The organism is Arthrobacter agilis, from assembly GCF_002953615.1.
GTDB lineage: Bacteria > Actinomycetota > Actinomycetes > Actinomycetales > Micrococcaceae > Arthrobacter_D > Arthrobacter_D agilis_B.
In genome coordinates, this window is the sequence record NZ_CP024915.1 from 2639705 (window position 1) to 2652974 (window position 13270).

The 13270-nt window shown below is 70.2% G+C and carries 10 protein-coding genes and 1 riboswitch; of the genes, 7 read left to right on the forward strand and 3 right to left on the reverse strand.

Annotated elements, in window-relative coordinates; all coding sequences use genetic code 11:
- Positions 1 to 347: 347 nt before the first annotated feature.
- From CVO76_RS12855 to CVO76_RS12865, 3 genes are all read right to left on the reverse strand, one after another.
- Positions 348 to 1013: a hypothetical protein gene (locus CVO76_RS12855; RefSeq protein WP_208739540.1), complete on the reverse strand. Its 666-nt coding sequence runs from the start codon at positions 1011 to 1013 to the stop codon at positions 348 to 350.
- A gap of 146 nt (positions 1014 to 1159) precedes the next feature.
- On the reverse strand, positions 1160 to 3154 hold the full coding sequence (locus CVO76_RS12860; RefSeq protein WP_208739541.1) for a primary-amine oxidase: 1995 nt from the start codon (positions 3152 to 3154) through the stop codon (positions 1160 to 1162).
- 92 nt (positions 3155 to 3246) lie between these two features.
- On the reverse strand, positions 3247 to 4707 hold the full coding sequence (locus CVO76_RS12865; RefSeq protein WP_208739542.1) for an APC family permease: 1461 nt from the start codon (positions 4705 to 4707) through the stop codon (positions 3247 to 3249).
- Positions 4708 to 4899: 192 nt separating this feature from the next.
- Here CVO76_RS12865 and CVO76_RS12870 point away from each other — a divergent pair, with 192 nt between their 5' ends.
- The 7 genes from CVO76_RS12870 to CVO76_RS12900 all read left to right on the forward strand — a co-directional run.
- Positions 4900 to 6426 carry an APC family permease gene (locus CVO76_RS12870; protein WP_208739543.1) on the forward strand — a complete coding sequence of 509 codons (1527 nt, stop codon included), beginning with the start codon at positions 4900 to 4902 and terminating at the stop codon, positions 6424 to 6426.
- The gene (locus tag CVO76_RS12875) at positions 6423 to 6728 is read left to right on the forward strand and encodes a helix-turn-helix domain-containing protein (RefSeq protein ID WP_208739544.1); all 306 of its coding nucleotides are present in this window, start codon (positions 6423 to 6425) and stop codon (positions 6726 to 6728) included. The genes CVO76_RS12870 and CVO76_RS12875 overlap by 4 nt, the downstream gene beginning before the upstream one ends.
- Positions 6729 to 6775: 47 nt before the next feature.
- Positions 6776 to 6874, forward strand: a riboswitch (SAM riboswitch).
- Positions 6875 to 6979: 105 nt separating this feature from the next.
- On the forward strand, positions 6980 to 8629 hold the full coding sequence (locus tag CVO76_RS12880; protein WP_244185963.1) for an ABC transporter substrate-binding protein: 1650 nt from the start codon (positions 6980 to 6982) through the stop codon (positions 8627 to 8629).
- Positions 8626 to 9627 (forward strand): ABC transporter permease, encoded by a 1002-nt coding sequence (locus tag CVO76_RS12885; RefSeq protein ID WP_208739546.1) that lies wholly within the window; start codon positions 8626 to 8628, stop codon positions 9625 to 9627. The genes CVO76_RS12880 and CVO76_RS12885 overlap by 4 nt, the downstream gene beginning before the upstream one ends.
- A complete protein-coding gene (locus CVO76_RS12890) occupies positions 9624 to 10523 on the forward strand; it encodes an ABC transporter permease (RefSeq protein ID WP_208739547.1) in 900 nt (299 codons plus the stop codon). Before CVO76_RS12885 ends, CVO76_RS12890 begins: the two co-directional genes overlap by 4 nt.
- Positions 10524 to 10525: 2 nt before the next feature.
- The gene (locus tag CVO76_RS17530) at positions 10526 to 12436 is read left to right on the forward strand and encodes a dipeptide ABC transporter ATP-binding protein (RefSeq protein ID WP_208739548.1); all 1911 of its coding nucleotides are present in this window, start codon (positions 10526 to 10528) and stop codon (positions 12434 to 12436) included.
- A partial coding sequence (locus tag CVO76_RS12900; protein WP_208739549.1) for an acyl-CoA dehydrogenase family protein occupies positions 12433 to 13270 on the forward strand: 838 nt, incomplete at its 3' end. The genes CVO76_RS17530 and CVO76_RS12900, both read left to right, overlap by 4 nt.

Genomic DNA, 13270 nt, shown 5'->3' on the forward strand with positions numbered 1-13270 from the left:
CGTGGTCGAGGCGCTGCGCACCTTCCACGCGGCCGACGGCCTGTAGCCGCGGCTCCAACCCGCTCCTGACCCTCGCAGGGGCCGGCACGTGCGGTTCCATGATCCCCCGCCCAGTCGGGTACCGGCCGAACCGCGATGGCCCGGCTCTTGAAACACGCCGGTCGAGTTTCGACCGCCGTGTCGATCCGGCTGTCAAGCCACCTCGGTCGGGTACCGACGGGACCGCGATGGCCCGGTTCTTGAAGCACGCCGGTCGAGTTTCGACCGCACACGTCGATCCGGCTGTCGAGCCAGGACGGTCCGAGTGCCGGTCAGCGAGGCCGAACTCCGCTCACCCGCTCACGCGCTCACGCGACCATCGACGCCGCCATCGCGGCAACGCTGACGGCTGCCAGGCAGGATTCCACGCCTGCTCTCGGCAGGAACCTTGAGCCCCTTCGTGCATCGTCCCGATGTGTACGGCGGTGTGCCACGACCAGCACCACCGTGTAGGCGAGAAGGGCTGCGACGCCCGCCGCCAGCAGGACCGGCAGGAGGGTCGGGCCACCGTGCGCGTGCCCGGCATGGGTGGTGGCACCACGGCCTGCATCGTCCGCGTGCCCTCCGGTGATCGTCAGGGCAGCCATCGCGATCATGGACAGTGAGCGGTGCATGCCGAAACCGCAGGGCGCCGGCCCGGCCGTGCTGCGTCCGCCCACCAGCAGGAGGGGCCCGGCCAGCAGCAGCACCACACCCCAGACGACGCCGGGCAGCAGGTACACGGCGTCGAAGGCCATATCCGCCATGGCGACGAGCATGACGGCCATGCCGACGACGGCGCTTCCGGGGGTACGCCCGACATCGGCAGGTTCCCCGGGCGACCATCCGTCGCGGAGTCCCGGGGTCCTGCCGCCGACCGGCCCAGCCATGGATCCGACCAGCCGACGCCGCCCCCGGGGAACCAGTCCCCTGACGCAGACAGCGAATCCCGCTGCTGCTGACAGCAGCATGATCGCGCTGAGCGAGGTGTTCATCGGACTGCTCCTGGGGACGGCGGACGGGGACGGCAGATGGGGATCGCGGCCGGCCCGGCGCGGTGGACGGAATGCCCCAGGCGAGCCAAATCAAGCAAGCCGGGTCAGGCGAACCGGATCAGGCAAGCGGGGTCAGGCAAGCCGAATCAATGGCAGGACCCGGTGGCGCCACCGTCATCCGTGCCCATGGCGCAGTGACCACTGGTGCCGGCCGGGACGTTGAGCACCGGGTTGCCGCCGAAGAAGCCGTGCGGCTTGAGGGTGAATTTGGCGTAGTCCACGGGCATGACGGGCCAGTCCTCCGGTCGCGGGAAGTGGGTGAGCCCGAAGGTGTGCCACAGCACGACGTCGGTGTTTTCCAGGTTCCGGTCCGCGGCCATGTACCGGGGCAGGCCGTCCCCGCCCGGGTTCTGGTTCACGAGGTCCCCCGCCGGGTAGCGCTCCTCCTGGTCGTAGGCGGAGACCCAGAGGTGCTTGGTGGTGTACGTGGCACGGGACGTGATGCCTGCGGCAGGATCGGCGAGGAGCGTGGGCGTCTGCTCCGGGTAGAGCACGTACCCGGTGGGCTTCCCCAGCCGGTTCTTCTTCCCGGGATTGGTGATGTGCCAGGTCCGGCCGACACTCGCATCGGCGATGCGGCCGCCGTCGGCCTCGGACGTGATGGGCGTGGCCTTGTTGGTGAAGGCGTTGCCGTACGGGTTTCCGGGCCCCATCGGGAGGCGCTGCGCGTCGACCTCCACCACGGTGTTGTTCACGCCGTCGACCGTCATGTCCAGACGCGCTGAGAACAGGTGCTGGTGGTACGGCGCACCGACCCCGGGGGCCACCTCGGAGGCGTAGGGATAGTCGCCGCCGGGGTAGGCGGACGGGAAGAGGATCCCGGTCAGCTTGGCCTCGCACTCGATGGTGCCGTCGAGGTAGAGGTACCAGTAGAAGCCGTAGTCGTAGTTGCCCACGGTGGTGAAGAAGCTGATGACGAGCCGGCGCTGGCGGCGGACATCGGAGGATCCGGTGAACAGGTCGTTGTGCTTCCAGAGAGTGCCGTAGTCCTCCTCGTGCATGCAGATCGCGTTCTTGATGGTCTTGGGGCTCCCTGACTCGTCGGCGATGGTCGCGTCGAAGTAGTGGATCTCGCCGAGGCAGTCGCAGCCCAGCTGCAGTTCGTTCGCGAAACGGCCGAACAGGTACTCCCCGGTGTCGAAGTAGTTCTGCCAGTAGCGCGTGGGCGACGGATCGGCGTAGGGGACCACCATCTCCGCGATCGACCCGCGGTACATCACCGGGCGGTCCACGTCCTGGTCCTGGAAGCTCAGCTGGCGCAGGATGAGCCCTTCGCGGGCATCGAAGCTCACGCCGAGCTTCCAGTTGGCCCACTCGATCCTCGAGCCGTCCACGCTGAAGGACGGGCCCTCGGGCTGCGTGATCTCGATCGGCTTCAGGGTGGTGAGCTCGGGGCCACGGTAGTCCGCCAGGTGGAAGTTGCCGACCTCGGGTGGCAGGTCGAACGTCTTGTAGTCGACGACGTCGAGCACGGTCCGGGCGATCGGGTCGACGTAGGCGCAGAGGCCGTCGATGGGGCGGGCCCAGATGTTGTCCTCCACGTTCTCGCGGTAGAAGCCGAAGCAGCGGATGATCCGGTGCCCGCTCTCCCCCTCGTTCTCGTAGTAGCCGGGTGAGAGCGGGGCCGAGATGACCTTCATGGGGTCGAGTCCGCGGGCCTCGATGGCGTCGCGCCACGCTGTGTCGGCCTGCAGGATCGGGTCGATGATCTCGAACTCGGCTTCCAGGATCGGCAGCTGGCCGGTCGATCCGTCCACGATCGTGGTCCGGAGGACGACGTCGGACGTCAGGGAGACACGCAGGTCGCGTGCCTCTCCGCTGCCCAGGTTCAGCAGCATCACGCGGGCGATGCGCTCGGGCAGGGGTCCGGCGCCGTCCTCGTAGGCGAGCACCTCGGACTTCGCGGGTTCGACGAGTCCCACGTAGACGAAGCGGGTGTCCGCGTCGGTGCCGCCCGCCGAGTGGACGAGGGCCTGCACCCTTGTGATCTCGGCGCCGTCGAGTCCGGCCAGGACGTCGACGCGCCCGAGGGCGTCGGTCGCGACGGGAGCCGGTGCGGTGGTGTCATCTACAACTGTCATGTCTTCGGGTCCTTACGGTGGGATAACAGGAGGGTCGGTGGTGTGCGGGCTGCGCCGTGGGCGTGGCGTGCGGGTCGCGCCGTCGTCCGGTCCTAGCCGGCGATGGCGTCCGTGATGCGTGCGTAGGCGGCGCCGTCCTGGCGTTCGAGGTAGCGGCCGCGCAGCAGGCCGGCCGCCATGGTGAGCGGGATGGTGGCCATCAGGGCCAGGCTCAGGCCCCAACCGCCGCCCACGAGCATCGGGAAATACGCGACGATCACGGCGCCTGCGGCGAGGAGGCCGACCAGGGCCAGGACCGGCGCGATCCGTGTCCGCCAGGGACCCCCGGTGAGCTCGGAGTGGCGGCCGAAGTAGGCCACGACCGCCAGGCATGTCTGGGCCATGAGCACCACGATCGCGAGGGTGGCGATGCCCGAGAGCCAGGTGAAGACCTGCAGCACGGGATCCATGCGCAGCAGGGCGAACGCCACGATGAGGACGGTGGCGGTGATCGTCTGCGCGAGCGACGACTTGTGGGGCGAGAGGTGACGGGGGTGCACGTCGGCCAGGAGCTGGGGCATGGTGCCGGCGGCGGCCATCGAGTGCTGGTAGCGGGTGATGACGTTGTGGAAGGACAGCACGCAGGCGAACAGGCTCGTCAGGAGCAGCACGTTGATGGCGATGGCGCCCGCGCTGCCGAGGTAGTTGGCGGCGGTGACCACGATCATCGCTCCAGGATCCTCCGCTGCGGCCTGCACCACCTGGGACGGACCCCAGGCCATGACCAGGGCCCACCCACCGAACGTGTAGAACAGGCCGATGAGGAGGACGGCGGCATAGGTGGCGCGCGGGATGGTCTTCTCGGGGTCCTTGGCCTCGTCGCGGAAGATCGCGGTGGCCTCGAAGCCGATGAATCCGGCGATCGCCATCATGAGGCCCACGCCCGGTGCGCCCGAGAAGATGTTGACCGGCGTGAAGGGAGCCGCGGAGAGGCCCTCCGCGCCGCCGGTGGCCATGACGACCGCTGCGAGCACCAGGACGATGCCGATCTCGGCGACCAGCAGGACACCGAGCACCTTCGAGCTCAGTTCGATGTGCCGGTAGCCGAGGACGCCGACGAACGCGATCATGGCGAGCGCGTAGAGCCACCACGGCAGCTCCGGCAGTCCGAGGTTGGTCAGTGCGAGGTTCAGGCTGAAGCCGAGGTAGCCGTACACCGCGACCTGGATGGTCGTGTAGGTGAGGAGGGCGAGGAACGCCGCTCCCAGACCCTGCTTCCTGCCGAGCCCGTAGCCCACGTAGGTGAAGAACGCCCCGGGCCTCGGTACCACCCGGCTCATCGCGCTCAGGCCCACGGAGAACAGGAGGAGGATGAGCCCTGCGACGGCGTACATGCTGGGATACCCCGGCCCGTTACCCAGCAGGATTCCGAGCGGCGCGGCGCCGCCGATGACGGTCAGCGGCGATGCCGCCGCGACGACCATGAACACGATGGATCCGGCGCCCAGGGTGCCGGTGAGGCGCTGGGAGCCGACGGCGGATGCGGACGCCGTGCCTGTGGGGGAGATAGCCATGCAGCGATGCTTCCAACGGACCGTTTCCGCCCGATCATCGCCCGGTAAAAGCTGCCGTCGTTCCAAATGAGACTCCCGTGCGGCGTGCCCGGAGCCCCACCTGCGACGTCGTCGGGCCTGCTGCGTCATACAGGCGTCGTGAAACATCAGGGCAACACGGCGCACCTACTGTTCGCGGGGGAAAGGCAGATCATGAAGCCACTGCAGGACGCCGTCGCCAGCCCTCCTCGCGTGACCGGGCTGGCGGACATCTCTCCGCTCCACGGCCTGGCCCGGCGGAGCCTCGGCCCCGTGGACGCCCTCGCGCAATCGGTCTCAGCGATGGCACCGGTTGCCGCGGCCGTGACCATGCCCGCGATGGTCACCGCCGCCGCAGGCCGCCACGCGGTTACGTCGATCCTCTGCGCGACGGTCCTGGTCCTGCTGATCGGCTACACGCTCGGCCAGTACGCGCGGCGCATGGGAGCTGCCGGCTCGCTGTACAGCTACGTGGCCCAGGCCCTGGGCAGCACGGGCACGTGGCGACCCCTGGTAGCCCTCGCGACGGGCTGCTCGCTGATCATCGGTTACGCCTGCATCGCGATGTTCGCGCTGATCGGCTTCGCACTGCACGCCTCGGACCTCATCGCGTCGTTCGGCCGGCCGCAGTTCGCCGATCCGGTGATGGCCGGCGTCATCCTCGCGGTCGGCGGGACCTGCACGTGGCTGCTCATCCGGGGTCTCCGCCTGTCCTCCCTCGCCATGCTCATGGCCGAAGGAGCGGCGCTCCTGGTCCTCGTGGTGCCGATCGTCCTCGTGTTCCTCGCGGTCCCACGCGAGGCCCTGCCCGACGTCGACGTCCGGGCCGCCGTGCCGGACCCGGGCTTCAGCGGCCTGGCGACGGGCGCCGTCCTGGCCCTGATGGCCTTCGTGGGCTTCGAGAGCGCCACCGTCCTGGGCGCCGAGACGCGCAGGCCGCTGCGGACCATTCCCCGAGTGCTGCTCTGGAGTGCCGCCGGCGGGGGTGTGCTGTACGTCGTGGCAGCCCTGGCCCAACGGGTCCTGCTGCAATCCGTGCCCCCGCTGGACGACGACGGGTCGCAGGTCTTCGGTCCCGCGATGCGGGCTGCGGGCCTCCCGTGGCTGGTCCCCCTGCTCGACGCCGGCGCCGCGCTGTCCTTCTTCGCGTGCACGCTCGCGTGCGCCACCGCACTGGCCCGGGTGCTGCTGACCATGGGCCGGGAGGATGTCCTGCCCGCCTGGCTCGGGCACGCCCACCTCCGGTTCCGGACGCCCGTCCACGCCGTCCTGGCTGCCATGCCCGTGGTGACGGTCGTTCCGGCGACGCTGATCCTGCTCGGCCTCGGAACGGGCGAGGCGATGAACAAGCTCCTCGGCACCGCAGCCACCGCCTACGTCACCGCCTATCTGCTGGCGTGCTGTGCAGCGCCGGTCTTCCTGCGGCGCATCGGCGAGCTGACCCTCCGGCCGGCGCTCGCGGCCGGGCTCACCTCGGTGGCCCTCGCGGGTGCACTCGTCGCCTATCGGATCACCCTCGCGGGTGCGGGCCGTAGCGCGAGCGGCTGGATCTTCTGCATCCTGCTGGCCACCGCGCTGCTCTGGTTCCTGTGGCACCGCCGTCACCGGTCGGCGGACCCCGTCCTCGGGCTCTACGACGTGCCCACGCAGGACGCCGTGCTCGGAGGTGGTCGGAACACTGCCGCGGGCGATGCCCCATGACCACGGACCGGCCCGACGACGTCGGCCTGCGGGCCCGCCAGCCCAAAGCGGTGCGGAGCGCCCTCGCGGTGCTCGAGGAGGTTGCGCGGTGCGGACCCGGGGTCACGGGGCTGGAGGTGAGCCGCAACCTCGGGCTGCCGAAGGCCACCACCTACCGGCTCCTGAACCTGCTGGTCGAGGACGAGTACCTGGTGCGGCTGCCGGACCTCAGCGGCTTCGCGCTCGGCCGCAAGGTAGAACTCCTGGTGCAGCTGTCGGGCGTCGGGGGAAGCCGTCCCGGATCGCCGCGTGACCGAATATGACGGGCACCACTGGCGCCCCCGCCCTCCGGTGCGCTTAGCTGTAGCCATAACCATCCCGAGCGGCCGAGAGACCTGGATCGACGACGCCGCAGCAACCCTCCCCGTGTAGCAACGGGGAACGGTGCTACTGCCAGGACCGATGGAGAAGCTACACGCTTTCGTTGGTCTGCCCTTCCGTGCTCCGGCACGCCCGGGGCGACTACTGGCTGACCTGTATCACCCTCCATCGGGCGATGATTCAGGAGCCACGCGTGAGAACAGCAAGCCCCAGCACTCCCCGTCCACCCCGCACCCTCGCCCTGCTCGCCGTCGCGGCGGGCCTGGTGCTCACCACGAGCGGCTGCGGAGGATCAGCAGCCGCGAGCGAGGACGACACCTTCGTCTTCGCCACCGGCAAGGACATCTCCTGCCTCGACCCCCACGTCAACGGGGACATGCCGCAGGCGTCCATCGCGGCGAACTACCTCGACTCCCTCGTGTCCCAGGACAGCGAAGGGGCCATCCACCCGTGGCTCGCCACGGACTGGTCCGTGTCCGACGACGGCCTCAGCTACACCTTCACGGTGCGCGACGACGTCTGGTTCACCGACGGGACGAAGCTCACCGCGGAGGCGGTCAAGGCCAACCTCGACCACATGATCGACCCCGACACGCAGTCCGGCACGGCCGGCGGCTACCTCAAGCCCTACGTGGGCACCGAGGTCGTGGACGAGACCACCGCCGTCGTCACCCTCAACCGCCCCTACGCCGCGTTCCTCGAGGTGCTCGCCCAGCCGTTCCTCGGCATCGAATCGCCCGAGGCGCTCAAACGGCCGCAGGCCGAGAACTGCAACGCCCCTGTGGGTACCGGGCCGTACAAGATCGTCGACTACGTTCCGCAGTCCAAGGTCAGCCTGGTGCGCAACGAGGACTACAACTCCGCTCCGCCGTATGCGCAGCACGAGGGGCCGGCGCACATCGAGAAGATCGAGTGGCGCATCGTCCCCGAGGACTCCACCCGCTACGGCCTCCTGCGGGCGGGCCAGGTGGACGCCCTCGACCTCATGCCGTCGGTGCACTTCGGCGAGGCCGAGGCGGACCCGAACGTCGAACTGATCCTGCAGGACCGGCCCGGCAACCCGACCAACCTGATCCTCAACACCACCCGGGCACCGTTCGACGACGTGGACGTGCGCAAGGCCTTCCTGCACAGCGCCTACGTCGATGCGGGCATCAACAGCGTGTACTTCGGCACCGTCACCCGGGCCGGCGGCCCCCTGAGCTCCACCACGGGCTTCTACTCCCCCGACTTCGAGCACGTCTACGACCCGGATCCCGACGAGGCGGCCCGCCTGCTCGATGAGGCGGGCTGGACCGAGCGCGACGACGAGGGCTACCGCGTGAAGGACGGCGAGCGCCTGACCGTGCACTTCCCCTACACGCCCGGCGCGTGGCCCACCGCGCACCAGGCGCTCGTCACGCAGATCCAGGCGACGGCGAAGAAGGCCGGCTTCGAGGTGCTGATCGAGAACGGCGACGGCGCGACCGTCAGCGAGCTCGGCAACAACTTCGCGTACGACCTCCGCGCCGACTACTGGAACACCAACACCGCGGACGTGCTGCGGATCGTCTTCTCCTCGGAGTACACCGAATCGGCGGGCTTCGTCCCGAACGGCTCGGGCTTCCGCAACCCCGAGCTCGACGGCATCCTCAACGACGCCCTGGCCACGGACGATCCCGCCGAGCGTGAGCGCCTCTACTACGAGGCGCAGCAGATCGTGAGCGACAACGCCCTGCAGCTGCCGCTCTACAACCAGGCCAGCCAGGTGGCCCTGCGGAGCGACCGCTACGGCAACCTCACCCTCGAACCGAGCCTGTCCCTCCCCTACCTCTACGACGTCACGGCGGTGGATTCAGAATGAGCACCTCTTCCCTCGATTCCCTCAGCGCAGCACCCCGCACGACGGCGACGGCCGGTACCGCCGGCAAGGTCATCGCGAAGCGTGCGGCCGGCAGCCTCTTCGTCCTCTGGGCGGCCGTGACCCTCACGTTCTTCGTCCTCCGCCTCACGCCCGGTGACCCGATCACCGCGATCCTCGGCGGGGCGGGATCCTCGCCGTCACCCGAGACGGTCGCCGCGGTGCGGGCAGAGTACGGGCTCGACCAGCCCGTCCTCGTCCAGTACCTCTCCTACCTCGGCAACCTCCTCACCGGCGACTTCGGGGTGTCCTACATCTTCAAGGTCCCCGTCCTGGAGATCATCGGCCCACAGATCCTGCCCACGCTGCAGCTGGCCGGGCTCGCCCTCGTGTTCGCCTGGGTGATCGCCCTGGCGTTCACCCTCCTGACGGTGGGCCGCGGGCGTGTGCTCGACGGCGCCGGGCGTGCTGTCGAGGTGTTCTTCGCCTCCCTCCCCCAGTTCTGGGTGGGCATCATGCTGGCCGTGGTCTTCGCGGTGACCCTCGGCTGGTTCCCGGTCGCGGGCAACGACGGCTTCCGGTCGCTCGTCCTGCCGGCACTCTCCCTGGCGGTCCCGCTCGCCGGGTTCATCGCCCAGGTCACGCGGTCCTCCTTCGAGGACGCCCTCGCCCAGCCCTTCGTCCTGAGCGCCCGTGCCCGCGGCCTCAGCGACACCGCCGTCCGGATCACCCACGCCCTGCGCCACGCGATCCTCCCCGGCCTGACGCTCTCCGCCTGGGCCGTCGGCTCGCTCGTCAGCTCGGCCGTCGTCGCCGAGGTCATCTTCGCCCGACCCGGCCTCGGCCGGTCCCTCGTCGACGCCATCGTGAACCGCGACCTGCCCATCACCCTCGCCGTGGTGTTTCTCATCGCCGCGGTCTACATCCTCGTGAACCTCGTGGTGGACGTCCTCTACCGCGTGGTCGACCCCCGCACGAATCCGAAGGGATCCGCAGCATGAGCCTCACCCTCGACCCCACCACGACGGCGGAGGGCGGCAGCGCAGCTCCCTCGTCACCGGCCCCTGCTCCCTCCCGTGCCGGACGCCTCGTCCGCAACACGCCCATCGGCGTCTGGATCGCCGCCGCGCTCCTCGCCTTCCTGGTGCTCGCTGCCATCGCGCCGTCGGTCTTCCTGCGGCAGGACCCCTTCGAGATCGACCCCGCCAACGCCTTCCAGTCACCCGATGGCCTCCATCTGTTCGGCACGGACCAGAACGGCCGTGATGTCTTCTCCCGCGTGATCGCCGGCACGGGCCAGTCCCTGCTGCTCGGCCTCGCCGCCACCGCCATCGGGCTGATCCTCGGCTGCGCCCTCGGCATCACCGCCGGTGTATCCGGCAGGTGGCTGGACTCGGCGATCTGCCGTTTCGTGGAGATCCTGTTCGCCTTCCCGGGCCTGCTCCTCGCCCTGATCGTCATCGCGGTGTCCGGCACCGGCGTCGTCACCGCCGCCATCGCCGTCGGGGTCGGTTCGGCCCCTGGTTATGCAAGGATGCTCCGCACCCAGACCCTGCAGGTGGTCGCGGCCCCGTATGTGGAAACAGCCCTCGCGCTCGGCCGCTCGACGTCGCACATCCTCTGGCACACGATCGTCCCCAACGTCGCACGGCCCCTCTTCGTCCTCGTGACGCTCGGGATCGGCCAGGCCATCGTCTGGGCCTCGTCGCTGAGTTTCCTCGGCCTCGGCGCCCAGCCGCCCGCCGCCGAGTGGGGCGCCATGCTCGCCGACGGACGCAACTACCTCCAGGTCGCCTGGTGGATCGCGGCCTTCCCCGGCATCTTCATCACCCTCGCCGCACTGACCACCACCGTGGTGGGCCACCACCTGCAGCGCCGACTCGAAGCAGAGGTCTGACCATGACGAACACCACCGGAACCAACCCCGTGCAGCAGCCCCTGCTCGCCATCGACAACCTCAACGTCTCCTTCAGCACCCCGCGCGGCGTCGTCGACGTCGTCCGCGACGTCTCGCTGGCCCTCGCACCCGGCAAGGCGCTCGCCCTGGTGGGTGAATCCGGCTCCGGCAAGACCGTCACGGCCCGCACGCTCGTGGGCCTCAACGCCTCCAACGCCCGGGTGTCCGCCGGCCGCCTCGACGTCCTCGGCAACGACGCGACCCGCCTGTCGGAACGGCAGTGGAGGAGACTGCGCGGCAAGGACATCGGCTACGTGCTGCAGGACGCGCTCGTGTCCCTCGATCCCCTGCGCACCGTCGGCCAGGAGATCGACGAGGCCCTCCGCGCCCACGGTATCCGCGGCCGGGCGGAGCGGCAGGAGCGGGTGTACGCCGCCCTGCGCGACGCAGGGATCCCCGATCCCGAGGTCCGTGCGCGGCAGCGCTCCGGCGAACTGTCCGGCGGCCTCCGCCAGCGTGCGCTGATCGCCCAGGCCACGGTGCTCGATCCGCAGCTCGTGATCGCCGACGAGCCCACCACGGCCCTCGACGCCACGGTGCAGGCCCAGATCCTCGAGCTGCTGGCCGGCCTGAAGGAGCAGGGCCGCGGGCTCATCTTCATCTCGCACGACCTCGCCGTCGTCAGCCACCTCGCCGACGAGATCGCCGTCATGCAGCACGGGCGCATCGTCGAATCAGGGCGGGCCGACGAGGTCCTGGGCAACCCGCGCCACGAGTACACGCGCCAGCTGATCGACGCCGTGCCCTCCGCGGCGGGCAAGGGCACCCGGCTCTCGGCTGTCCCGCGGGTCTCCGTGACCTCGCGGCCCACGCGGCTCTCGGCCTTCTCCGAGGACGCGCCGGCGCTGGCGGCCCGCAACCTCGTGAAGACCTACGCCTCCCCGGACGGCACGCGCCGCACGGTGGTCGACGACGTCTCCTTCACGCTCGCGGCAGGAAAGACGCTCGGCATCGTCGGCGAATCGGGATCGGGGAAGTCGACGACGGCGCGCATCGCACTCGGCCTCACCGAGCCCGACGCCGGGACGGTCACCCTCGGGGGGCTGCCCTGGGTAGGAGGTGCGGCGCCCGCCGCCGGGCGGTCCGAGGGCGAGCGATCCGGGGGCGAGCGGTACGGGGCCGGGACCGGCACCTCGAGGGCCGCGCTCACGGAGGCGGATTCCACCGAGGACGGTGGTTCCGACCGTGGCCGCTCCGGCTTCCGCCGACGCGGCGCGACCCGCACCGGCGGTCCGACCGCCGTCACGGAGGATCTCCGCCGTCCGCACCGGCCCGACATCCAGCTCGTCAACCAGGATCCGCTGAGTTCCTTCGATCCCCGTTTCAGCGTCGGCCGGGTCATCACCGACGCCCTGGACGCCGGCTCCGTCGGCGCGCCGGGCGAGCGGCGGGACCGTGCAGCGGAACTCCTCGGTCAGGTGGGCCTGCCGCTCGACCTTCTCGAGCGGCGGCCGCTCACCCTCTCGGGCGGGCAGCGCCAGCGCGTCGCGATCGCCCGTGCCCTCGCGCTCCAGCCCCGTGTCCTGCTGCTCGACGAGCCCGTCTCAGCTCTCGACGTCTCGATCCAGGCGCAGGTCCTCGACCTCCTCGCGGACCTCCAGGAGCAGCTCGGGCTGAGCTATCTGTTCATCAGCCACGACCTCGGCGTCATCCACCACGTCAGCGACGATGTCCTGGTCCTCAAGGACGGCCGCGTGATCGAGTCGGGCAGTGCCGAGGCGATCTTCACCGCTCCGACCACGGGCTACACGCGGGCGCTGCTCGACGCCGTGCCGGACATGCCCGAGCGCCGGCCCGCCGTCGTCCCCGGTGCCACCCCGTCCGCACACAACCCGGCAGGAGCCGACCGATGACCGCCGAGACCGTCACCGCACCCGTCACCTACGGAGGGCTCGCACAACGTTTCCGTCCGCTGTTCGAGGAGATTGCCGCCGGCGCCGCCGAGCGCGAGGACGAGCGGATCCTGCTGCACCGCCAGGTGCGCCAGCTCGCCGATGCCGGCTTCACCGCGCTGCGCGTACCCGTCGAGCTCGGCGGTGGCGGCATCAGCGCCCCGCAGTTCTTCCGGCTGCTCATCGAGCTCGCCGCCGCGGAGTCCAATCTCGCGCAGGCCCTCCGGTCCCACATCGCGTTCGTCGAGGACCGGCTCTACGCGAACGACTCCGTCTGGCTGCGTCGCGTCGCCGAAGGAGCGGTGCTGGGCAACGCGTGGACCGAGACGGGACCCGTCGCCGTCGGTGGTGTCAGCACCACCATCACGCGCGACGGCGACGACTACCGCGTCGACGGCACCAAGTACTACACGACAGGCAGCCTCTACGCCGACTGGATCCAGACGGGTGCGCGCACGGACGACGGCGTGGACGTGATCGCCCTCGTGCGGCGGGATGCGACCGGCGTCGAGGTGGTCGATGACTGGGACGGGTTCGGCCAGCGCCTGACCGCGAGCGGCACATCCGTGTTCCGGAACGTCCTCGTGCCGGCCGAGGACGTTCTCGTCGAGGCGGACCACCCGCCGTACGACACGGGGGTCTACCAGCTCATCCATGTCGCGACGCTGGCGGGAATCGCCCGCGCAGCCGTCCGGGACGTCGCTGCGGAGGTGCGCGGGAGGACCCGCACCTTCAGCCACGGGAACGGCACGAGACCCAGCGAGGACATCCAGGTGCAGCAGGCCGCCATCTGCG